At 73.1% G+C, this 22,296-nt stretch carries 19 protein-coding genes; 14 read left to right on the top strand and 5 right to left on the bottom strand.

The window, feature by feature from the left end; genetic code table 11:
• Nucleotides 1-75: 75 nt before the first annotated feature.
• The 6 genes from Drose_RS20395 to Drose_RS20370 all read left to right on the top strand — a co-directional run bounded on the left by Drose_RS20395 (nucleotide 76) and on the right by Drose_RS20370 (nucleotide 5,211).
• Nucleotides 76-339, top strand: coding sequence for a ribbon-helix-helix protein, CopG family (locus Drose_RS20395; RefSeq protein ID WP_260722885.1), 264 nt, complete (start codon nucleotides 76-78; stop codon nucleotides 337-339).
• Nucleotides 336-737: a hypothetical protein gene (locus Drose_RS20390; RefSeq protein WP_260722884.1), complete on the top strand. Its 402-nt coding sequence runs from the start codon at nucleotides 336-338 to the stop codon at nucleotides 735-737. The genes Drose_RS20395 and Drose_RS20390 overlap by 4 nt, the downstream gene beginning before the upstream one ends.
• Before the next feature lie 104 nt (nucleotides 738-841).
• A complete protein-coding gene (locus Drose_RS20385) occupies nucleotides 842-1,633 on the top strand; it encodes a hypothetical protein (RefSeq protein WP_260722883.1) in 792 nt (263 codons plus the stop codon).
• A 388-nt stretch (nucleotides 1,634-2,021) separates the two neighbouring features.
• Nucleotides 2,022-2,906: a lysophospholipid acyltransferase family protein gene (locus Drose_RS20380; protein ID WP_260722882.1), complete on the top strand. Its 885-nt coding sequence runs from the start codon at nucleotides 2,022-2,024 to the stop codon at nucleotides 2,904-2,906.
• A gap of 804 nt (nucleotides 2,907-3,710) precedes the next feature.
• Complete coding sequence (locus tag Drose_RS20375; RefSeq protein WP_260722881.1) at nucleotides 3,711-4,313, top strand: transposase; 603 nt, start codon at nucleotides 3,711-3,713, stop codon at nucleotides 4,311-4,313.
• The gene (locus tag Drose_RS20370) at nucleotides 4,303-5,211 is read left to right on the top strand and encodes a transposase (RefSeq protein ID WP_260722880.1); all 909 of its coding nucleotides are present in this window, start codon (nucleotides 4,303-4,305) and stop codon (nucleotides 5,209-5,211) included. The genes Drose_RS20375 and Drose_RS20370 overlap by 11 nt, the downstream gene beginning before the upstream one ends.
• Nucleotides 5,212-5,474: 263 nt before the next feature.
• Here Drose_RS20370 and Drose_RS20365 read toward each other — a convergent pair whose 3' ends face one another.
• A complete protein-coding gene (locus Drose_RS20365) occupies nucleotides 5,475-6,026 on the bottom strand; it encodes a LuxR family transcriptional regulator (protein ID WP_260722879.1) in 552 nt (183 codons plus the stop codon).
• An 85-nt stretch (nucleotides 6,027-6,111) separates the two neighbouring features.
• On the bottom strand, nucleotides 6,112-8,625 hold the full coding sequence (locus Drose_RS20360) for a helix-turn-helix transcriptional regulator (RefSeq protein ID WP_260722878.1): 2,514 nt from the start codon (nucleotides 8,623-8,625) through the stop codon (nucleotides 6,112-6,114).
• A gap of 227 nt (nucleotides 8,626-8,852) precedes the next feature.
• Between Drose_RS20360 and Drose_RS20355 the strand changes: the two genes are divergently transcribed.
• The 4 genes from Drose_RS20355 (at nucleotide 8,853) to Drose_RS20340 (ending at nucleotide 13,918) form a co-directional block, all read left to right on the top strand.
• Nucleotides 8,853-10,367, top strand: coding sequence for a dynamin family protein (locus Drose_RS20355; protein WP_260722877.1), 1,515 nt, complete (start codon nucleotides 8,853-8,855; stop codon nucleotides 10,365-10,367).
• 67 nt (nucleotides 10,368-10,434) lie between these two features.
• Nucleotides 10,435-11,286, top strand: coding sequence for a nucleotide exchange factor GrpE (locus tag Drose_RS20350; RefSeq protein ID WP_260722876.1), 852 nt, complete (start codon nucleotides 10,435-10,437; stop codon nucleotides 11,284-11,286).
• On the top strand, nucleotides 11,283-13,202 hold the full coding sequence (locus Drose_RS20345) for a dynamin family protein (protein ID WP_260722875.1): 1,920 nt from the start codon (nucleotides 11,283-11,285) through the stop codon (nucleotides 13,200-13,202). Before Drose_RS20350 ends, Drose_RS20345 begins: the two co-directional genes overlap by 4 nt.
• 11 nt (nucleotides 13,203-13,213) lie before the next feature.
• Nucleotides 13,214-13,918: a hypothetical protein gene (locus Drose_RS20340; RefSeq protein ID WP_260722874.1), complete on the top strand. Its 705-nt coding sequence runs from the start codon at nucleotides 13,214-13,216 to the stop codon at nucleotides 13,916-13,918.
• Between the two features lie 63 nt (nucleotides 13,919-13,981).
• Here Drose_RS20340 and Drose_RS20335 read toward each other — a convergent pair whose 3' ends face one another.
• Nucleotides 13,982-15,532: an Hsp70 family protein gene (locus tag Drose_RS20335; RefSeq protein ID WP_260722873.1), complete on the bottom strand. Its 1,551-nt coding sequence runs from the start codon at nucleotides 15,530-15,532 to the stop codon at nucleotides 13,982-13,984.
• Nucleotides 15,533-15,635: 103 nt separating this feature from the next.
• Between Drose_RS20335 and Drose_RS20330 the strand changes: the two genes are divergently transcribed.
• The 4 genes from Drose_RS20330 to Drose_RS20315 all read left to right on the top strand — a co-directional run bounded on the left by Drose_RS20330 (nucleotide 15,636) and on the right by Drose_RS20315 (nucleotide 20,357).
• Nucleotides 15,636-16,400, top strand: coding sequence for a glycerophosphodiester phosphodiesterase (locus Drose_RS20330; protein ID WP_260722872.1), 765 nt, complete (start codon nucleotides 15,636-15,638; stop codon nucleotides 16,398-16,400).
• Between the two features lie 24 nt (nucleotides 16,401-16,424).
• Complete coding sequence (locus tag Drose_RS20325) at nucleotides 16,425-17,798, top strand: MFS transporter (RefSeq protein ID WP_260722871.1); 1,374 nt, start codon at nucleotides 16,425-16,427, stop codon at nucleotides 17,796-17,798.
• A 73-nt stretch (nucleotides 17,799-17,871) separates the two neighbouring features.
• Nucleotides 17,872-18,549: a thymidine kinase gene (locus Drose_RS20320; protein WP_260729764.1), complete on the top strand. Its 678-nt coding sequence runs from the start codon at nucleotides 17,872-17,874 to the stop codon at nucleotides 18,547-18,549.
• A 119-nt stretch (nucleotides 18,550-18,668) separates the two neighbouring features.
• Entirely contained in the window at nucleotides 18,669-20,357 is a 1,689-nt protein-coding gene (locus tag Drose_RS20315; RefSeq protein ID WP_260722870.1) for an acyl-CoA dehydrogenase family protein, read from the top strand.
• Nucleotides 20,358-20,503: 146 nt separating this feature from the next.
• On the opposite strand, the gene Drose_RS20310 is transcribed toward Drose_RS20315, so the two are convergent.
• The gene (locus tag Drose_RS20310; protein WP_260722869.1) at nucleotides 20,504-21,478 is read right to left on the bottom strand and encodes a tyrosine-type recombinase/integrase; all 975 of its coding nucleotides are present in this window, start codon (nucleotides 21,476-21,478) and stop codon (nucleotides 20,504-20,506) included.
• An 11-nt stretch (nucleotides 21,479-21,489) separates the two neighbouring features.
• The gene (locus Drose_RS20305) at nucleotides 21,490-22,140 is read right to left on the bottom strand and encodes a class I SAM-dependent methyltransferase (protein WP_260722868.1); all 651 of its coding nucleotides are present in this window, start codon (nucleotides 22,138-22,140) and stop codon (nucleotides 21,490-21,492) included.
• Nucleotides 22,141-22,296 lie beyond the last annotated feature (156 nt).

The raw sequence follows: 22,296 nt of genomic DNA, 5'->3' as shown, positions 1-22,296 counted from the left end.
AGGTGGGAGGGAATGTCGCCCGGCGAGGTGGCACGACGCTAGGTGATCGGTATATGCGGCCGGTACCCTGATGGTATGCGTGAGGTGCGCAAGGAGCGGGTCACCGTGACGATGCCCGCGGATGAGGCCGCGGCCGTGCGGCGGCTCGTCGACGCGGGCGGCGCCGAGTCGGTGTCGGCGTATGTGGCCGAGGCGGTGCGGCGCCGGTTGGCCCGGGACCGTGCGTTGCTGGCGTTGAATGAGTTGTACGCGCAGCGTGGGGTGCGGCTGGATCCGGAGCACCACGCGTGGGCGCGTGAGGTGCTGGGGGTGGCGCCCACGGGCGGGACGGTGTCGTGACCGCGGTCGGCGGGCGCATCCTCGACAGTTCTGCGATCCTCGGGTTCGTTGCGGGCAAGCCGTATTCGTCGGCGATCGTGTGGCACGCGGTGGATCGGGGTGTCGTGCTGGCCGTGCCGGCGGCGGCGCTCGCCGAGGCGTGGGCGCAGACGTCGCCGAAGGACTATGCCGTGCTGCGGGTGCTGTTGGCCCTGCCGGTGGTGGTGGTCGACGACCTGACCGCGGCGGACGCGGTCGACAGTGGTCAGTTGCTGGCCGGTGAGGGCGGGCCGGCGCTGGTGGCCGCGGCGCATGTGGTTCGGCGTGCGCAGGCCCGTCCGGGTTGGGCGATCGTCACCGACCGGGCGGAGATGCTGCGGTCGCTGGATCCGCATGCCGAGATCGACGAACTTCCCTGATCTTGCGCTGCTCCCCTGTCGTACGGTGTGTCGCGTTCGGAAAATGTCGGTGGTGGCTGGTATGAACATTCCGACACATGTTCGATTCGGGGTTGGAGGGTGCCATGGTTGCCGCGCGGACCGCGGCCAAGGGGTTGTCGACAGTGGATCTGGAGCAGATCCGGGACACTCTCGCGGCCGGCCGGAAACCGAAGGTCGTGTTCACTGCGGCCGCTGGGCAGATCGCCGGGCAGTTGGGGCAGGTCGTGGCGTTGACCGACCCCGAGTTGTCCGACGAGTGGGTCGTCGTGCGGTTCGGCCGCGACGAGTTGCCCTTCTCCCCCGCTGACCTGGCGATCGCTCCCAAGGCGCCGGCGAAGAAGGCCCCCGCAGTTCCAGCCCCTCGTGAGGAGATTCCAGTGCCAGCCTTGTCCACCGCCGGCGCCACCGACGTCGCGGCCGCTCCGACCGGCGACGCCGTAGCTCCGGGACCGGCGCAGGACGCGCCGGATGCGCGGGACGCCGTCTCGAAGTCCGACAAGGTGGAGAAGGTCGAGGTGCGGCCCGACAAGGCCGAGACCGTGGAGCCGGCGAAGCCCGCCGCGAAGTCGGTTCCGGCGAAGAAGGCCGCGGCGAGGGCGAAGGCGCCCGCAGGTCTGACCGTGACGCTCGCTTACGCCGACGGTGAGTGGACCGTCGCGGCGAACCAGGGCGCGAAGGCGCTCGCCAAGCCGTATGTCATCAAGGCCGGCGAGGCGCTGAAGATGGTCGGCATGCTCGACGTCCCCGGTGTTCACGAGGCCGTCGAGGACATCGTCGCCGCCGCGCGGGCCGAGGCGGAGAGTCAGGCCGAGCGGCTGCGGGCCGAGCTCGCCGAGATCGAGGCGCGGCTGGCGGAGCTCCGGGAGACGGATTAGCGGCGCGGTGGTGGAGCGGACACGGTTGCGCCGTTTGTCGGCGGCGCTACCGTTCCATGGTCGGCTCACCCCGGGTCGGCGGTTGAGCAGGTCGGCAGGACGGTCGGCGGGATGGACTGATGTGAGCGACGGCGAGTCGGCCGGCATCTCGGCAGCGCCTGGTGTCACGGTGACCGGCCCGGGTTCCTGTGGTGCGGCTGGTGCCCTGCCGTCCGTTGCGGCGGCCGCCGGCTCGGCGACGTCAGGCGTGGCTGCTGTCATGGCACCCGCATCTACGACGTCGCCGGGTGACGCGGTGCCGCCGGTCCCGGTGGCGGGGGCCGGGCCGTTGGTCGAGCCGCCCGGAGCGGGCGCCGTGACAGTCCCGGCGGCACAGGCAGCCCCAGTGATGACGCCGGTGCCGCCGGTTCCGGGAGTCCCGACAGCGCTGGCGGAGCCGGCGCGGGCGGCGGGCATCGGCGGCCCGGACGGTGCCGCCGGCGCCGCTGGCCCGGTGCCGGCGGTGTCCGTCGTTTCCTGGCGGGTGCCGCGGGTGTGGCGGGTCCTGCTCTTCCTCGCCCGGCTGGTCGTCGTGCCGATCGCCCGGCTGCGCGTCACCGGGGACGTGCCCGCCGAGTTGCGCGCCGGGCCGGTGATCTTCGCGGTCAACCACATCGGGCCGTTCGATCCGATCGCCGTCACCGCGGCGTGCCGGGTCATGCGGGTCGCGCCGCGGCTGATGGCCACCGGTGGGCTGTTCCGGGCGCCGGTTGTCGGGTCGGTGATGCGGGCGGCCGGGCATATCAGGATCAACCGGCGGCAGGCGAACGTGGTGGAGGCGGTCGACGACGTGGCCGGGGCGCTCGGGGCGGGGTCGCACATCATGGGGTACCCGGAGGGCCGGATCACCCTCGATCCGGGGATGTGGCCTGAGCGCGGCAAGACGGGTATGGCGCGGATCGCGTTGCGGACCGGGGTGCCGGTCGTGGCGGTTGCGCAGTGGGGTGCGCACGAGGTGGCGGCGTGGGGCGGGTTCGGGCCGACGGTCCGCACCGTGTGCCGGTCGCTGGTTCGTCGTCCGGTCGTCCGGGTCCATTTCGGTGGTGTCGTCGACCTGTCCGGTGTCGACCCGGCGGCGCCGGGTGCGGCGCAGCGGGTCACCGATCGGATCATCGACGCGATCACGGCTGAGCTGCGGCCGTTGCGGGTCGATGAGCCGCGCCTGCCGCGGTGGGTGGATCCGATCCGGCCGTTGAGCACGCAGCGCCGGCACGTTTCGCGGCGGCCTGTCTAGCGGCAGGGCGCGGACTCGACCACGGCGCACGGTCCGGAAGGGTCGGCGCTGCGGGTCGGCGTGGCCGCCTCCGTCGCGGCGGATCCGTGGACGGTACACCCTCCGCGGCGCCGGGGGGGTCGGGGTGGCCGGTCCGCCCGGACCACCCGGTGTCGAGTGGCCGCCGCGCGTCCTCGACGGTTCTCACCGGAGTGGCCGACATTCCGGACATCTTGATGCATCGATAGTTGCAGACTCGGTGGGATCTGCATGATCTTGGAGACTTTTGGCACCCAGAGCAGCAAAAAGTCTCCAAGATCATGAGGAACCATCCGAACCGCATACCGCCTTCCGGCATGATTGGGCGTAGTACGCCACGCCAGCCGCGGCTACGGCCCGGTCGACGTGTCCGCGATCAGGTCGACCGGAAGGTCGGCTGGGCGGGCTCGTCGATGCCGCCGGCTCCCGGGCGGTGGCTGCGGAGCCGGTCCGGCCGGTAGGAAAACTTGGCTCCCAGGCCACGATTTCCACCACCTGACGCACCTGAATAGCCACCCGGATGTTTCCCATGATCATGCAAGACCGCGAAGTCCAGACCAGGCTGACAATTCGGGCGCTGCCCTCGGAGGCGTCGCCGCCGAGGGCGCCGGCCGGCACGCGTTCCCGCGCAATCCCGCCGCCAGGCCGGGCGACTCCTTGGACATTTAAGCGGCTGGGGGTGATTTTGGTTGCGGGTTGCAACAGGGACGGCTGTCTTGGCATGATCCAGACCGACCAAGATCAGGAAATCCAAAACAGCCGTCGGAGATCATTATGCCGCACCCGATGAGTGTCGTGGCGTGCGACCCGGACCACGAGTTGCGGGTGCTGGCCGAGTTCCGGGACGGGGTGTACCGCTGTTTCGGCCGGTGGGCGGACACGTTGTTCGAGTTGGTCGACGCCCTCGCCGGGAGCACGCGGCCGATCCGGTCGGTGGCGGAGTTGATGTTCGAGCCGGTGCTGCGGCGGGGTTGGGGCAGCTTGTACCAGGCGCTGGAGCGTGGTGCGGTGGATGTGGTCGCGGCGCGGGCGTTGCTGGCCCGGCATGTGCGCCCGGCCGGTGTGTTGATGTTCGCCGTGGATGTGTCGAAGTTCCCGCGGCCGGACACCCGCTATGTGCCGGACGTGGGGATGCAGTACGCCGCCGAACGTGACAGCGCCGGTGGGACGCCGGTGGTGCCGGGCTGGGCGGTGCAGTGGTTGTGTCAGGTCGGACTGGGCGCGGCCGGTGACCCGAAGCGGTCCTGGGTCGTGCCGATGGACCTGCGTCGGGTCGGCACCGCCGACAACGCCAACGATCTGGCCGCCGCGCAGATCGCCGACCTGGCCGCCCAACTGCGGGCCGGTAAGGTGCCCGGGATTCCGCTGTTCCTGCACGATGTTGGCTGATGTGGGCTGCTGCCCGATCTACCTGACCCAGCACCTGCCCGAGGGCGTGCAGGTCCTGGTCCGGCTGCGCGGCGACCGGGTCTTCTTCGCCCCGCCCCCGCCGCGGGAGCCGGGCACGCCCGGCCGGCCCCGCAAACACGGCGCCCGGTTCGCCCTCGACGAACCCGATACCTGGGGCCCGCCCGACGCCGAACAGATCATCACCCACGACAACAACAACGACGACGGTGGCGGCGGTGGCGGTGGCGGTGGCGGCGGTGGCGGTGGCGGTGGCGGTGGCGGCATCGTATGGACCCGGGCCTGGCACGCTAAGCATCCCGAGCCCCGGCAGCGCCGCAAATGGCAAGGCACCGGCATCGTCGAGGGCACCCTGATCCGGCGGGAGCAGACCACCCGCACCGGACACACCCAGGTGTGGTGGCTATGGTGGGCCGGCCCCGCCGACGCGTTCGACCTGACCGTGCTCGCCGACGCCTACCGGCACCGGTTCACCATCGAGCACAGCTTCCGGTTCAAGAAGCAGGACCTGCACTGGACCGGGCACACCCCGATCGACCCCGCCCAGGCCGAACGATGGAGCTGGCTGGTCGCCTTCGCCTACACCCAACTCCACCTGGCCAGAACCCTCGCCACCGATCACCGCCTGCCCTGGGAACAACGCTGCCCACCCGAGCACCTCAGCCCCCGCCGCGTCCGCCGGGTATTTCGGCTCATTACCGCGAACCTGCCCACCCCGGCCAACCCGCCGAAACCCTCCCGGCCCGGCACCGGCCGCCCGAAGGGATCGACCAACAAACATGCCCGGACCCGCCAACCAGTGATCAAGAAGGGCCGACCCGCCAACACCGGCCACCCCAAACGCCGAAACCCCAACACCAAGACCAAACAACAACCTTAAATCCTCAGCGACTCCATGATCATGGGAAAGATCCGGCTATCGGGGCAGCCACATCTTTCCCATGATGGAGTCGCCCGACCGGAACGCGCCACCCGGGTCCAGCAGCGATCATGAGCGACAGACACCAGCCGCACGACTGTGCAGCACCATCCAGTAGCGCAACACCGGGGTGGGCAGACGACCGACTGGAACGTGCGTCGGTCGGCTCGCCTCGGCGGCGATACCCCCGAGCCGTGCGTCCGAATTGCCCGGCCTTGCCCGGGTCAGCCGCCTTCGCGGCGCAGCCGCAGGTAGGCCAGGACGGCTTCGCGGGTGGTGCGGACGCCGAGGACTTCGCGGGCCTCGGCGATGCGCCGGTTCGCGGTCCGCAGGGACAGGAACTCCGCCGCGGCGGCGGCGGCGATCGTCTCGCCGCCGGCGAGGCGCTCCAGCAGGGCCCGTTGCTCGGGGGCGAGTTGCGGGCCGCCGGCGGCGGGTTCCGCGGCGGTGCCGAGCTCGGTGTCGGGGTCGGTGGACACCGGCCCGATCCGGCCCAGGTCGGCGAGCAGTGCCCGGCCGATCTCGCCGGTGAGGTCGGTGATCGCGACGATTCCGGCGCCGCGGGCGGCGGCGAGCAGCGCGAGCTCGGCGGTGTCGGGGTCGGTGACCCGGCCGAACAGGGCCAGCCGGGACTCGGAGACGTCCCATTGCTGGTCGGTCAGGGCGAAGCCTTCCCGGGTGGTCCAGCCGGCGCGGGCCAGGCGGCGCAGGACCGTGGTGGCGTCGCCGCCGGAGGTCACGACGTAACGTGGCGCGAGTGCCGGGTCGCCGGTCATTGGCTGCCCATCCGCGAAAGCATTCGCCCACCATGCGATGAAGGGGCGGTCCGGCACAAGAGCACACGCGGGACGACGACCCGCGTCATCCAAGTTCCTCGATGGCGAGTGCGGCGGCCTCGGTGCGGGTCCGGGCGCCGAGCTTGCGCATTCCGGCTCGGATGTGGGTTTCGACCGTTTCCCGGGAGATGCCGAGCTGGCCGGCGATGCGGCGGGTGGGCTCCCCGTTGGCGACGAGGCGCAGCACGTCGCGCTCGCGGTCGGTGAGGTCGTCGCCGGCGCGGCGGCCGCGGGTGTCGCGGCGGATCGAGTGGCGCCGCAGCGCCCGGCGGGCCCGTCCGAGCAGGACGACCAGTCCGGCCTCCTCGGCCAGGCGTTCGGCTTCCAGTAGTGGTGGTACGGCCTGTTCCGCGTCCTCTTCGAGCAGTCCCCGGGCGAGCAGGCAGCGGACCTCCTCCCGGCGGGCGAGGTCGTGCCAGGCGGCGGCGGCCGCGGCGAAGCGGTCCGGGGACTTCCACGCCTCGAGGGTCGCCACGACGGGTGGCAGGGTCGCGTCGCCGGGGTGCGGTCCGTCGCCGGTGACGCCGGCGTCGTAGGCGGCCCAGCGGGCGGTGATGCGGCGCAGCCCGTCGACGAGCGGCGGTGCGGGGTCGGTCGCGGGGGTTGTCGCCTGGTCGGGCTGGCCGTCGAGCCAGGCGGCCTCGCGGGCCACCCAGTCGAGGACGGCGCCGGTCGTGGCGGGCCGGTTCGGCAGGGCTTCCAGGCGGGCGCGGGCCGGGGCGAGCAGGCCGCCGTCGGCTTCGGCGAGGCTGGCCGCGGCGACGGCGTAGCCGCGGGCGACGGCGGGCAGGGTCCGGTCGGTGAGGTCACCGGCGCGGCGGACGACCTCGTCGATCTCCTCGCCGCGCAGTGCGTCGCACCACAGTTGCGCGGCGATGAACCGGGTCTGCCAACTGTAGGCGAGGTCCCCGGCGCAGGCGGCGGCGGCCGCGGCGGCGGCCTGGGCGGCCTCGGTGAGGCGGGCGTCGGCGGTCAGGGTCTCCACGAGCAGCCAGGCGCTCCACCGGGCGGCGAGGGCGTCGCCGGCCTGCCCGGCGGCGGACGCGGCGGACGCCAGGCCGTATTCCCAGCCGGGTTGGCGGGTGCCGGCCCGTACGGCGGCGATCGCGGCGCGCAGGCCCGGGTGGGCGGGTGTGTCGCCGTGGACCTTCAGCAGGTCTTCGGCGCGGGCGGCGGCGCCGCCGGGGTCGGTGGTGAGCATGCTCAGCAGCCGGATCCGGTCGCGGCCGCCGAGGACGTCGGGGGGCGCGTCGTCGGGGACGGTCGTGACGGCGGCCGCGGCGGCGGCCGCGTTGCCCTGTTGCAGCAGTGCCTCGCCGCGCAGGACCGCGGCGACCGGGTCGGTGGTGGCCGGGTCGACGACCCGCAGGCAGGAGCCGGGGCGGCCGGCGGCGAGGGCGGCGCGGGCGGCGGCGATGCGCACCTGCGGTTCGGCGGTCACGCCGGGCAGGTCGCAGGCGAGCAGGAGCAGTTCGGCGCGGTCGCCGGAGGAGTCGGCGGCCGCGGCGGCGCGGACCGCGACCTGGTAGGCCTCGCCGGTGGCGCCGGCGGCGGCGAGGTGCCGGGCGGCTTCGCGTGGCGGGACCAGGGTCGCGAGGCGGCGGTGCAGCGCGGCCCGTTCGGCGGGGTCGAGCAGGCCGGCGGCGACCTCGGCCGTGTACGGGGAGACGGGTGCGGCGATGCCGTCGTCGATGTCGACGAGGCCGGTCGAGGTCAGCTCGGCGAGGCCCTCGCCGAGGACCGGCGCGCTCACCGGCCGGCCGAGCAGGCCGAGGGCGGCCATGGCGGTGCGGGCGGGGCGGGTCAGGTCCGCGAGGGCGCCGGCGACGGTGTAGGCGAGGCCCTTGTCGAGGCCTTCGCCGGTGTCGCGGTGGGTGCCGCCCTGCGCGACGTGTTTGGCGAGCGCGGTGACGGCCAGGGGTACCCCGCCGGCGCGGCGGACCAGGTCGGCGACGACGGTCGGGCTCGCCGAGGGGGCGATCTGCCGTACCAGTGCCGCGGCGGCGTCGGCGGGCATCGCCGGCATGTTGAGCCACGCGCCCGAAGCGGACGCGGCGCGGCGTAGTGCCTGTTCGGCGTCGCCGGGCAGGCGGTGCGGGGTGCGTAAGGTGACGGCTATCCGACAGTGTTCGGCGATGGCGGGCAGCGCGGCCATCGTCAGCGGGTCGGCCCACTGCAGGTCGTCGAGGAGTAGCAGTCCGTGACGGACGCGGGAGCGGACGGCTTCGGCGAGCAGCGGCGCCTCGTGTGACGGGAGTCGCACCCGCACCGCGCGGGACAGTGGCAGGGCCGGCACACCCCGCAGCATCGCGAGCGCGCCGCCGGTGAACACGGCGCCGCGGAACGCCTCCCCGAGGCGTTTCAGGACGGTTGTGCGGCCCGTGCCGGGTGCGCCGGCGATGACCACGAGACCCGGGTTACGCAGGGCGTCCATCGCCGCGGCGACCAGGTCAGCAGGCGGCCACGCCGCGGCACCCACCGTCGCCCGGCCGACCGCCGGCGTGCCGGTCCCGGGGTCATCAGTCGGTGCCTCAGGCACGGGTCGCCTCCATTCGTGGCACGAACATGGGATCCTGCGCGCGCAGGATATTCGTAATGTGTGTGCCGTACGTGCGTGACATGACGGTTCTGATTCCATCCAGGAGCGAATAATGAGCGAGGTCCACCCCTTGGACACCCGAGGGTACGTCGGCATTGTGGCGGAACCTACCGGCCTCGCGCAGTCGGTGATCAGTCTGTGCGTGCCGTCGAACCGGAGCTGACCCCGTGGCTCCAGGACCACTCAGCTCCCGCGTCGCCGACCTGTGCGCCGAGGTCGGCAACCGTGTCGGCGGCGCCGCCCAGGCGCAGGTGGTCGACGTGCGGCGGCGGCTCGGCGAGCCGCTGCGGGTCGCGATCGCCGGCCGGCTCAAGTCCGGCAAGTCGACGCTCGTCAACGCGCTGATCGGCCGGCGGGTCGCGCCGACCGAGGTCGGCGAGTGCACCCGGATCGTGACCCAGTTCCGCTACGGCACCTCCGACCGGGTCGACGTCGTCAAGCGCAACGGTGCCCGGGTCAGTCTCCCGCTCGACGAGGCGGGGATGATCCCGCAGCGGCTCGGTGTCGCCCGCCACGAGGTCGCCTACGTCGACGTCACCCTCACCAGCGACCATCTGCGTGACCTGACTGTCGTCGACACGCCCGGCCTGTCGTCGGCGAACACGTCCGTGTCGGACCAGGCCCGCCGGTTCCTGTTCTCCGAGGCGCCGATCGACGACGACCTCGACTCGGACTCCGCCGGTGCGCTCTCCGGCGCCGAGGCGATCATCTACGTGTTCACGCAGTCCGTCCGGGAGGACGACGTCCAGGCCCTGGAGGCGTTCCGGTCGATCTCGGCGCGGCTGTCGTCGAACCCGATCAACTCGCTCGGCCTGTTCAACAAGGTCGACAAGCTCGCCGGCGGCGGTCAGGACCCGTGGCCGATCGTCGCGCCGCTGGCCGCCGACCAGTCCAAGGTGCTGCGCCGGGTGGTGTCCGACGTCGTGCCGGTGGTCGGGCTGCTCGCCGAGACGACCGAAGCCGGGCGGCTGACCGCCGCCGACTGCGAGGCGCTGCGGCAGCTCGCCGCGCTGCCGCAGGGCGAGCGGACCGTCCTGCTCGCCTCCGTGGACCTGTTCACGTCCCGGGACTGCGGGATCACCCGCGAGTCGCGGGAACGGCTGCTGCGGCTGCTCGACCTGTACGGCATCAGCTTCGCCATCGCGCAACTGGTCGCCAAGCCGACCCTCGCCACCGGTGAGCTGGTGCGGATGCTGTTCCAGGCGTCGGGGTTCCCGCGGCTGCGGCAGACCCTCGACCACGCGTTCCGGTGGCGCACCGACGCGATCAAGGCCGGGTGGGCGCTGTCGAGCCTGGAGAAGATCGCCAGCCACGCCGAGCGGCCCCACGACCGGGAGCTGCTGCGCGACGCCATCGAGCGGGTCCTGCAGCAGCCCGAGTCGCACCGGTTGCGGCTGCTCGAGGTGGCGCAGTTGGTCACCACCGGCGCCGTCGACCTGCCCGACCAGATGGAGGGCGAGCTGACCCGGCTCGCGTTGTCCAACGATCCCGGCTGGATCCTGAACCTGCCGCAGGCCGACCGGGACCAGATGGTCCGGGCCGCGCTCGACGCCGCGACCCGGTGGCGGGCCTACGCCGTCGCCGGGGCCAGCCCGTCGCAGTCGCGGGTCGCGCTCGTCGCGCACCGCGGGTTCTACCTGCTGTCCCAGCGCATCCGTGGTGGCCAGGCCCATGTCCGGTAGCCAGTCCCAGTCCCGTCCAGTGAACCGTCCTGCCTCTGTTCGTGGCCCCGACCCCCAGGAGCCGAAGATGTCCTCCAACAGCAGCCTGCGCCTGATCGCGGTTGCCGTAGCCTTGATCGTCGCGGTGCTCACCGGCGTGGCGACCGGCCTGCTCAGCGGCGCGCCGGACTGCCCGGCCGCGGTCTCGCCCGCCCCGGTGGCCTCGACCGCGCCGGCCCAGAACTCCGGCAGCGGGGTCGGGATCGGTGACGAGGTCGGCACCCCGAACCAACCGCCGGAGCAGAAGCAGACCGCCCCGGTCGTGCAGGGCCAGCAGGGCCAGCAGGGCCAGGCCGCACCGGCCGCGGCGTGCACGGAGCAGGAGGCGTTCGGGATCCAGCCGGCGCTCGTCGCGTTCGTCGGCGCGCTGTTCGTCGGTGCCGCGCTGATGCTGCTGTTGCTGCTGTCGGCGCGCCGTCCCGCCGCACCCGCCGCCACCGGCGGCGCTGGTGGGACCGGCGGGACCGGCGGGGCGGGCAGGTCGAGCGCGGCCGACGCCGACCGGCGGGCGCTGGTCCAGGCGTGTATCTACGTGCGGGACCGGGTCACCAGCAAGGCGCTCGGCGACCGGCTCGGCACCGCGCTGCAGGAGGCCGGGGTCACCACCGTCGAGCCGGTCGGGGCCCGGTTCGACCCGGCGCACCACGAGGCCGGCGGCGCCACCCCCAGCAGCGACCCGGCGCTGATCGGGTCGATCGCCGCCGTCGAGGTCCCCGGCTACGTCGACCGTGACGGGCGGGTCCTGCGCGCCCCGATCGTCACCGTCTACCAGGCCGCCCGCAACGCCGGCGGCGCCACCGGCGCGCACCCGACGGTGGCGCACCACAACGGACCGGCGGGCACCACCGCGCAGCAACCACGTAAAGGGCAGCAGCGATGACGCAGACCTCCGACGCGGCCCCCGCCGGGCAGGCCGCGAAGAAACCGGCCGACGCGACCGCGGCCCTCGGCAAGTTGCTCAAGGCCGGCGTCGACGGCAGCCTCGCGTACCTTCGCAAGATCGACCCTGACGCGGCCGCCGACATCGACACCGAGCGGCGCCGGGAGGTCACCCGGCCCCGGATCGTCGTGGTGGGCGAGACCAAACGCGGTAAGAGCTCGCTGACCAACATGCTCATGGGCGTGCCGAACCTGTCGCCGGTCGACGCGGCCGTCGCGACCGCGTCCTACCTGGAGTTCCAGCACAACGCGCAGCACGGTGCCCGCGCGTACGTCCCCGGCCGGGAGGACCCGATCCCGCTCGGGCTCGGCGACCTGCGCGACTGGGGCACCGTGCTGGGCCGGCTGCCCGACGGGATGCGCCCGCCGCGGCGGATCGAGATCCACCACTCGGCGCCGCTGCTGCAGTACCTCACGCTCATCGACACCCCCGGCACCGGCGGTCTCGACTCGATGCACGCCGAGGTCGCCATGGACGCCGTCGAGAAGGCCACGGCGCTGCTGTTCGTCGTCGACTCGTCCTCGCCGTTCTCGAAGCCGGAGATGTCGTTCCTCATCGAGGCCAGCAAGAAGGTCAACTTCGTGCTGTTCGCGCTGACGAAGGTCGACGCGTACCCCGGCTGGCGTACCATCCTCGCCGACAACAAGGGTCAGTTGCAGGCCCACGCGCCCCGGTTCGGCACCGCACCGTGGTTCCCTGTCTCGGCGCGGCTCGCCGAGCTGGCGATGACCATGCCGAAGGACGCCGCGGGCGAGCTCATCCGCGAGTCGCGGATCGCCGAGTTGCAGCACGCCCTCATCAACCTGGCCAGCAAGGGCCATCTCATGCAGCAGGCCAACGTGCTGCGTTCGGTGCGGTCCGAGTACATCCGCATCGACCAGGAGATCGGTGAGCGGATGAAGGCCACCGACCCGGATCCGAAGGACGCCGAGCGGGCCAAGGAGGAACGGGCCCAGGTCGCCGCCCGGAAACGCACCGAGTCCCGGCAGTGGTCCCTGGCCCTGTCCACCGAGACGCAACGGGCGAGGGTCGAGGCCACCACGCGGCTGCGGAACTACATCACGCAGTTGCAGGAACAGTTCATGGAGAAGGTCGACAAGGGCGGCCGCAGCGACATCAACAACCTGCCGCAGGAGGTCGACAAGGCGCTGTACGCGCTGTCCGTGCGGCTGTCCCACGACCTCGAGTTCCGGTTCCGCAAGGTCGGCGAGCGGGTCCTCGCGCAGGTGTTCCACCCCAACGAGCTGCAGCACGTGCTGCGGCAGCTCAACGCGAAACTGCGGCACGCCCTGGGCACCAAGCCCCGCCGTGACGGCGGTGGCGGCGACGGCGCCATGGTCGTCATGTCCTCGGCCGGTATGGCGATGATGGCCGGGCGGGGTGCGATGGCCGGTGCCGGCGCGATCGGTCTCGCCGGCGTCGCCGGTGCCGGGCTCGTCATCCCCGTCATCGGCATTGGTCTCGGTCTCGCCGCCGGCGCGTACATGATCTTCAAGCGGAAGAGCATGACCGACAAGCAGCAGACCCGCACGTGGCTGCGGGAGGTCCTGGGCGAGGCCCGGGCCGCGCTGTCCGACGAGATCATGCACCGGTTCACCGACCTGCAGTACGCGCTCACCCTCGCCCTCGACGAGGCGATCGAACGGCGGCTCAAGCAGCTCGACGCGCACATCGCCAACATCGACAAGTCCCTCGCCGAGGACAAGGCGGAACGCGCCAAGCGCAAAGCCGCGCTGAACACCGAGCGGGAAGGGCTGCGCTCGCGTATCAAACAGGTTGACGAGGTCCTCGTGCGGGTACGGGCACTGGCGCCCAGCGCACCCGCTGACGCGGCCGACGCGCAGGCCGAGGCGTAGGGGGGTCCACCATGGACGGGCAGTGGGAATGGTCCGAGTCCGGCGACACCGGCGACACCGCTGACACCGCCGACCTCGGCGCTGACGGCGGCGGCCACGAACTCGGGCACGAGACGTTCGGCGCCGAGTTCGGCGGCCAGTTCCATGACGGCGGCTTCGGCGACGGCGACCTGGGCGGGCACCACGACGCCCACCCGGGCGGCGACGACCTGGAGGAGCCGCTCGGCACCGAGCACGCCGCCGAGGACTACGACCACAGCGTCGCCGCCGGCTACGGCGACCACGACCAGCCCGCCGACCTGACCTCCACCGAGTTCGGCGCCGGCGACCCGGGTGACGTGAGCGACCCGGGCGAGGCCGGGGACGACCCGGCCGGCAACCCGGCGGCGTTCGGCACCGACCCGGACGTCGGCACTCTCGGCGACGACCCGGCCTGGCACGAGGTGCCGTTCCCGGCCGAACTCCACCTGGAGGACCCGCCGGAGCCTGTCGACGGCTACCCCTGGACCGACGTCGACGTCCTGGGCGGCCCCGACCACGACCTGTCCGCGGCCTTCGACCCGGCCGTCGCGGTCGACGACCCCGCCCCACCGGCCGACCTCGCCGCCTACGACGGCGTCGCCGTCCCCGACGGCGCCGACCCGTGGAGCTTCCTGCTCGGCTCCGACGACCCGGCCACCAGCACACTGGCCGGCTACTGGGCCCCGCAGGCATGACCCACACTGAACCCAACTGACGCGCCGTCCACGGCGGCGCGTCAGTTGGGTTCAGTTGGGGTGCTAGAACGCGGTCAGCAGCAGCACCACGAACAGGATCGCCACCAGGACCAGAACCACCACGATCACGGCGATCCAGTTGCGCTCGCTGCCGTCGTCGACCGGCTGCACCGGCGTCGGGTGGGCCGGCTGCGGCGGGAACGGGCCCGGCCGCTGCGGCTGCACGGCCGGCTGGACCGGCGGCTGGACCGGGGCCGGCTGCGGGCGGAACACCGGCTGGGGCTGCACCGCGGGACGCTGCTGCACCGGCGGCGGCGGCACGGGCGGGCGGGCCACCGGCCGCTGCGGCTGCACGGGCGGCTGGACCGGCGGGCGCTGCACCGCCGGGGAGACCGGCACACCCGACATGGGGGCCGCCGACACCGGGGAGTGCATCGCCGGGGACATCGGCACCGCCGACACCGGCGGCGTCGGCCGCTGCGGTACCGGACGCTGCGGCTGCGGCGGGGGCGTCACCGTGCGGGGCATGCCGGACGCGCGGACCGGGGTCACCGCGGCGCCGATGCACAACGCGCCCTCGACCACCACGGTCTCCGGCTGCTCCAGCGTCGTCGGGGCCACCCCCAGCTCGGTGTGGATCAGGTGCGCGGCGAGCGGGATCCGGGACGACCCGCCGACCAGGAAGATGCCGACCATGTCCTTCGGCTGCAGCCGCGCCGACTCGATCGCCCGGGACAGGCACGACACGGTCCGCTCCAGGTAGGGCCGGACGAGGGTCTCCAGCTCCTCCCGGGTGAGGTGCGCGTCGATGTCCATCGACGGCAGGTGGATGTCCGTCGACGCGGTCCGCGACAGCATTTCCTTCGCGCCGCGCACGTCCTCGTACAGCATCCGGCGCAGCCGCCGGTCCGAGGCGTCCGTCGGGTTCGCGAGGGCCTCCCACTTCTCCTTGTGGCTGCCCGAGTACGTCTTGCCGAGATGCTCGATGATCGCGTGGTCGAAGTCGAGGCCGCCGACGTCGGGCAGGCCGTCCTCGGCGAGGACCTCGAAGCCGCTCTGGGTGCGGCGCACGACGGTCGCGTCGAAGGTGCCGCCGCCGAGGTCGTAGATCGCGAGGCTGCGGCCCACCGGTACGGCCGACCCGAGGACCGCCGTGAAGTAGGACGCGGCGCCGACCGGCTCGGCGATCAGCCGAGGATGGCCGAGGCCCGCGATGCGGGTCGCCTCGATCAGCAGCGACCGGCGCCGCTCGCCCCACCGCGCCGGGTGGGTGAGGCGCACCTCTTCCGGCGCGGCGCCGAGCTGGCGGCGGGCTTCGGTGTTGACCTGGGACAGCACGTGCGCGAACAGGCGCGGCACCGGCAGCGGATGGTCGCCGATGAACACCTCGCCGTCGTCGATGCGACGTTTCGGGTTGGGCTCGAACCGGGCCGGATCGAGCCGCGCGTTGCGCTCGGCGTCACGGCCGACGAGGACCTTGCCGTCGGAGTTGAAGTACAGGGCAGAGGGCAGCAAAGGAGAGCCGTCGAACAGCAGCGGTCGCATCCGCGCGTCCGCTGTGCGGACCATCGCGACCGTGTTCGACGTGCCGAAGTCGATGCCGAGCACGCGCATGTGCGTCACCCTACCTTTGCCGTTCCACGCTCCGCGTCGCCCGTCAAGCTCGCCGTAACCCGCCGTCGCGCCGCGCTGCCGAAGATCGCTGCATACTGGCCGCGTGAGGCAACACTGCCCGTACCTCGACGTGCCAGGACCGCTGGCCTTCGCCCACCGCGGCGGCGCGGCGGCCGGTGACGAGAACACGACAGCGGCGTTCGCTCGTGCGGTCGAGCTCGGCTACCGGTACATCGAAACGGACACGCACGCCACCGCCGACGGGGTCGCGGTCGTGTTCCACGATGACACGCTGCGGCGGCTGCTGGGGCATCCGGGTCGGATGATCGACTTACGGTGGCCGGATCTGCGGACGTTGCGGGTCGGCGGCGCGGTGGTTGTGCCGCGGCTGGAGGAGGTGCTCGAGGAGTACCCGGGGACGCGGTTCAACATCGACACCAAGACCGACCCGGCCGTCGGGCCCACCCTCGACGTGGTCCGCCGCGCCGGCGCCCACGACCGGGTGCTGCTCGCGTCGTTCTCCTCGGCGCGGCTGGCCCGGATGCGCCGCGCCGCGGGGCCGCGGGTCGCCACGTCGCTCGGGATGACCGAGGTGGCGCGGCTGTGGGCGGCGTCGGTGACGGGACGGCGGGCGTGGCTGCCGCAGAGCGTCGTGGCGGTCCAGGTCCCGCCGCGCTTCGGCTCGATCAGCCTGGCGTCCCCGCGGTTCGTCCGTTACGCCCACCGGCTGGGGCTGCAGGTGCACCTGTGGACCATCGACGACGCCACGCGGATCGAGCACTTCCTCGACCTCGGTGTAGATGGCATCATGACCGATCACATCGAGGTGCTGCGCGACGTCTACCTCCGCCGCGGTATCTGGCACTGACCCCGCCCGCGAGGAAGGCCGACCGTGTCCGTTGTGGAGGAGACGCCGCAGCTCAGTACCCGGCGTGAACGGGTCGGGTGGTACTTCTACGACTGGGCGAACTCCGCGTTTTCGACCACGGTCGTCACCGTCTTCCTCGGTCCCTACCTGACGTCGATCGCGGAGCGGGCCGCCGGCTGCGACGGTGCCGCCTGCGACGACGCGGTCATCCGCCCGCTGGGCGTCGCGATCGCCCCCGGTGCCCTGTTTCCGTACACGGTGTCGCTGTCGGTGCTGCTGACCGTGTTCGTGCTGCCTGTCGTCGGTGCCGTCGCCGACCGGTCGCCGCGCAAGAAGCAACTGCTGGCGCTGTTCGCCTACGTCGGGGCCGCGGCGACCGCCGCGATGCTGTTGCTGACCGGCGACCGGTATCTGCTCGGCGCCGCGCTGTTCCTGCTCGCCAACATCGCGTTCGGCGCGTCCGTTGTCGTCTACAACTCGTTCCTGCCGCAGATCGCCGACGAGGAGGACCGCGACCGGGTCTCCAGCTTCGGCTGGGCGTTCGGCTACCTCGGCGGCGGGCTCCTGCTGCTGCTCAACGTCGTCGCCGTGCTGATGAAGGACAGCCTGGGCCTGTCGACCGGCGACGTCGCGCGGTACAGCATCGTCTCGGCCGGTCTGTGGTGGGCCGGGTTCACGACCATCCCGCTGCTGCGGCTGCGCAACCGGCCCGTGGTGCTCGACCCGTCCGTCGGCGCCGGCACCGGCGCGGTGCTCGCCGACGGGTTCCGGCAGCTCTGGCACACGCTGAAGAGTCTGAAGGCGTTCCCGCTGACGCTGTTCTTCCTGGTCGCGTACCTCGTCTACAACGACGGTATCCAGACCGTCATCGCGCTGGCCAGCCAGTACGGCACGAAGGAACTGGGCCTGTCCGACGACGTTCTCGTGCCGACGATTCTGATGGTGCAGTTCCTGGCGTTCGCCGGGGCGCTGTTGCTGGGCTGGACGGCCAAACGGATCGGCGCCTGGAAGACGCTGCTGCTCAGCCTGGTGTTGTGGACGGTGATCATTCTCATCGCGTACTTCCTGCCGGCGGGGCGGGCGGTGCCGTTCGTCGCGCTCGGCGGCGGCATCGGCCTGGTCCTCGGCGGCAGTCAGGCGCTGTCCCGGTCGCTGTTCTCGCAGCTCATCCCGAGGGGCAAGGAAGGCGAGTACTTCGGGCTCTACGAGATCTCCGACAAGGGTACGAGCTGGCTCGGGCCGCTGCTGTTCGGCCTCGCCTACGACACGACCCGCAGCTACCGGGTGGCGATCATCTCGCTGCTGGTGTTCTTCGTCGTCGGGTTCTTCGCGCTGCTGGCGGTGCCGATCCGCCGGGCGGTCGAGCAGGCCGGCAACACCCCGCCCGCGCGGTTGTAGCCGTGGGCCGGGCGGGACGGCTGAAGTAGGCTCAGCCGTCGTGACCCCACCCGACGACGATCCGGACTCCTGTGTGGCCGCCGGCGACAGCCGGCTGCGGCGCGGCGGCTCGCTGAAGTTCTTCTACGGGCCGATGGACTGCGGCAAGTCCACCCTCGCGCTGCAGATGGACTACAACCACGCCCGGCAGGGCCGTCAGGGCCTGGTCCTGACGACGATCGACCGGGCCGGGCCCGGCCGGTTGAGCACCCGGATCGGGCTAGGCAAGGAGGCCGTCGAGGTCGACCAGGGTCTCGACCTGCGGCTGCTGGTGCGGGAGCGGTGGGCGAAGGGGATCCGGGTCGACTACCTCATCTGCGACGAGGCGAGCTTCTACACGGTCGAGCAGATCGAGCAGCTCGCCGACCTGGTCGACACGTCCGACGTGGACGTCTACGCGTTCGGGCTGGCCACCGATTTCCGCACCAGCCTGTTCCCGGCCGCGCGGCGGCTGTTCGAGCTGGCCGACGAGGTGACCCGGGTCCAGGTCGAGGTGCTGTGCTGGTGCGGCCGGCCGGGCCTGCTCAACGCGCGGGTCGTCGACGGCTCGATCGCCCGGGAGGGTGACCAGGTGGTCATCGGCGACACGACCGACACCGGCGCCGGCACCGACCACAAGGACGTGCACTACCAGGTGTTGTGCCGCCGCCACCACCGCACCGGCGACCTGGGCCCGGCGGCCCGCGCGGAGGGCCAGCTCCGCCTGGTCTGACCGCCCCACCCGCCCCCGACCGCCGCGTTGATCTTGCAGTTGTGGTGCCGTGACCCTCCCGCGATGTCCGGGTTTGTCAGGCACCACAACTGCAAGATCAACGCGGTAGCCTCGGCGGTATGACGCGATTCGTGCAGAGCCCGCCGGTGCTTCGCGACCCGTACACCGGCGACCCGCAGCTCCGCGGCTGGCTCGACCGGCTGCTCGGCGAGGACGGCCACGCCGCCGCCAAGGGACGCCTCGCCGAGTTGTCCGCCGAGGTGCTCGGGCCGCTGCGGGCCGCGCACCACGACGCCGAGACGCACCCGCCGGTGCTGACCCGGTTCGACGCGTGGGGCGACCGGGTCGAACGGATCGACACGTCCGCGGGCTGGCAGACACTGCGGGCCTCCGCCGCCCGCCACGCCGTGGTCGCGCTGCCGTACCTGCCCGAGGCCCGCGCCACCTGGGGTGCTGGCGCCCGGGTCGTGCAGCAGGCGCTGCTGCACCTGTGGGGGCCGGAGTCCGCGACGTTCACCTGCCCGGTCGCCATGGCCGACGGCGCCGCCGCGCTGCTGTCGCTGCCGGGCACGGCCCAGCCGGAACACCGTCCATGGCTGCGACGGCTGACCGCCACGGACCCGGCGGTGGCGGTGACGTCCGGGCAGTGGATGACCGAGTCGCAGGGCGGGTCGGACATCGCCCGGTCGACCACGACCGCCCGGCCCGACGGGCGGGGCGGCTGGCTGCTCACCGGCGACAAGTGGTTCTGCTCGGCGATCGACTCGGCGATGGCGGTCGCGCTGGCCCGGCCTGAGGGCGCCGGGCGCGGCAGCCGCAACCTGGTGCCGTTCCTCGTGCCGCGCTACGGCGACGACGGGCGCTCCCCCGCCGCCGGGTTGCAGGTGCTGCGGCTCAAGGACAAACTCGGCACCCGGGCCGTGCCGACCGGTGAGGTGCGCCTCGACGACGTGGCCGCCCACCCGCTCGGCGACCCGGCCGGTCCCGGCCTGGCGACGATGATGACGCTCGTCGTGGTGACCCGGCTGCACAACGCCGCCGCGGCGGCCGGCGGGATGCGCCGCGGCCTCGAGTACGCGCTGAGCTACGCCGCCGAGCGGACCGTGGCCGGCGGCCGGCTGCTCGACAACCCGCTGCACCGGGCGACGCTCGGCGGGCTGGCCGTCGACGCCGCCGGCGCGTTCGCGCTCGCCGCGCACGCGTTCGCGCTGCTCGGCCGGGCCGAGACCGGTGACACCGCCGCCATGGCCGAGCTGCGGCTGGTCGCGCCGCTGGCGAAGCTGGTCACCGGCCGGCTCGCGGTGGCGTCGGCGAGCGAGTACCTGGAGGCGTTCGGCGGCGCCGGCTACGTCGAGGACACCGGCGTCCCGCGGCTGCTGCGCGACGCGCAGGTGCTGCCGATCTGGGAGGGCACCACCAACGTGCTCTCCGTCGACGTGCTGCGCGCGCTGCCGGCCGGTGAGGGCGCGCGGCCGCTGCTGCGCCGGTTCGAGGTCGCCGCGGACGCGGCGGCGTCCGGACTGCCGGGCGTCGCCGAGGCGCTGGTCGCGGCGGCGCGGCGGCTCGCCGTCGACGTGGCGGCCGCGGCCGCGGACCCCCGCTCGCCGCGGGTCGTGGCCGGCGCGCGGGAGCTGTCGCTGCGGATGGGCCACGCCCTGACCGCGGCGCTGCTGCTGGAACACGCGGCGTGGGCGCTGGACCGCGGCGACGAGCGGCCCGCGCTGCTCGCGTCGCTGTGGACGCTGCGCAGACTCGGGCAGTCGGACGTGTCGCCCGACCTGTACGAGCACTTCGACCGGCTGACCTGACCCGCCCACCCCGGCCCCCGCCCTGGCCCGCGTCGATCTTGCAGTTGTGGTGCCTGACAAACCCGGACATCGTGGGAGTGTCCCGGCACCACAACTGCAAGATCGACGCGGGCCAGGGGCGCCGACGCGGCGGGGTGCGGGTACGGTCAGCGCGGGGCAGGGGTCTGGCGGCGGCGGGCGCGGGCGGCGGCCAGCGTGTAGGCCGGATCGCGGTCCAGGTTGTGCCGGTCCCGGTCGTAGCGGCGGGTGGTCCGCGGGTCGGCGTGACCCATGGCGTCCTGCACGTCCTCCAGGGGCACCCCCTCGTCGCGGGCGGCGGTGGCGAACGCGTGGCGCAGCGAGTGCGGCGACAGCCGCTCCCACGCCGGCACACCGGCGTCCCGGGCCAGCCGCCGCACCAGCCGGAACACGGCGTGCCGGTCGACCCGGCCACCGGTCGCGGTGGTGAACAGCGGCCCGTCGGCGGCGCCGCGCAGCGCCAGATACTCGTCCAGGGCGTGCACGGCGGCCGGGGTCAGCGCCCGGCGGCGCGGCTTGCCGCCCTTGCCGGTGAACCGGACCGTGCGGTGGCCGCGCTCGGCGCCGATGTCGTCGACGTCGAGCGCGACGACCTCACCGACCCGCAGGCCGAGGTCGGCCAGCAGCGCCAGCACGGCCCGGTCCCGGGCGGCGGTCGGGCCGGCCAGCCGCGCGGCGGCGGCGAGCATCGCGTCGACCTCGGTGGCGCTCAGCCCCACCGTGGCGGACACGTCCCGGGCCACCCGGGGCCGGTCAGCGCCGCCGACGGGATTGCCGGTGACCGCCTCCAGGCGCAGCAGGAACTGGTACCAGCTCGACAGCGCCGACAGCTTGCGGGCCACGCTCGCCGGGGCGAGGACCCGGCCGGTTCGGCCGTCCACAGTGGATTCCAGATCGCGGGCGTAGGCGTTGACGTGCAGGAACGAGACGCGCAGCGGGTCGAGGTCGCGGGCGGCGCACCAGGCGAGGAACTGCTGGACGTCGCGGCGGTACGCCGCCTTCGTGTGTGCCGACAGCCGCCGGTTGGCGAGCCAGCCCTCGGTGAAGCCGGTCAGGCCGCCCGAGGGCGCGGCCGGGTTCGGCACGGGCAGCGGGGTGGACATCGCCGCAGAGTCTAGGGATTCACCCGCCAGACCGTGGTGCGCTTGATCGGCGTGTCTTCGAGCGTCTGCGGCACCGGCACGTCGTAGGTGGCCACGAGGCTCAGGTGCTCCTTCGGCAGGTAGGCCCGGCCCGGGTCGCCGGCCAGCACCGTCGCGCCGCCGGCCGCGGCCCGGCGCAGGAACCCGAGCATGCGGGCGGTCATCTCGCGGCTGTAGAAGACGTCGCCGGCCAGTACGACGCCCGCGTCGGGGTGCTGATCGAGGACGTCACCGAGCACGGCTGTGACGTCCACCTCGTTGGCGTGGGCGTTGACCTCGATCGCGGCGACCGCGAGCGGGTCGACCTCGACGGCGGTGACGTGCGCGGCACCGGCCCGCATCGCGGCGATCGCCACCAGCCCGGAGCCGGCGGCCAGGTCGAGCACCCGCCGGCCCGCGACGAGATCCGGGTGGTCGAGCACGTGCCGGGCGAGGGCCTGCCCGCCCGCCCACGCGAACGCCCAGAACGGCGGCGGCAGGTGCGCGCCGCCCCGCTCGGCCTCGGTCCGCTGCCACAGCTCGATGGCCTCCTCGGCCTGGTGCAGGCGCACCTCGGGGGCCAGCGGCACCGCGGCGAGGCGGGTGTTGGCCAGGACGAACCCGGTGGACACGGAGGTGGTCATCGCCCGGACACTAGCAAAGCCGGGCTGTCACTCCTGCGTGCGACGCCCGTTCGGCCCGGGTTTCGGTACCGTCGATCCATGGGGGCAATGCCGTCGTCGTCTGGATCATGCTCGGCCTGGCAGCCGTCGTGCTGATCCTGATCGCCCTGTACGTGG

The organism is Dactylosporangium roseum, from assembly GCF_025264685.1.
GTDB classification, from domain to species: Bacteria; Actinomycetota; Actinomycetes; order Mycobacteriales; family Micromonosporaceae; genus Dactylosporangium; species Dactylosporangium roseum.
The sequence above is the reverse complement of the archived record's forward strand: the minus strand, read 5'-3'. Positions and strand labels throughout refer to the sequence as shown.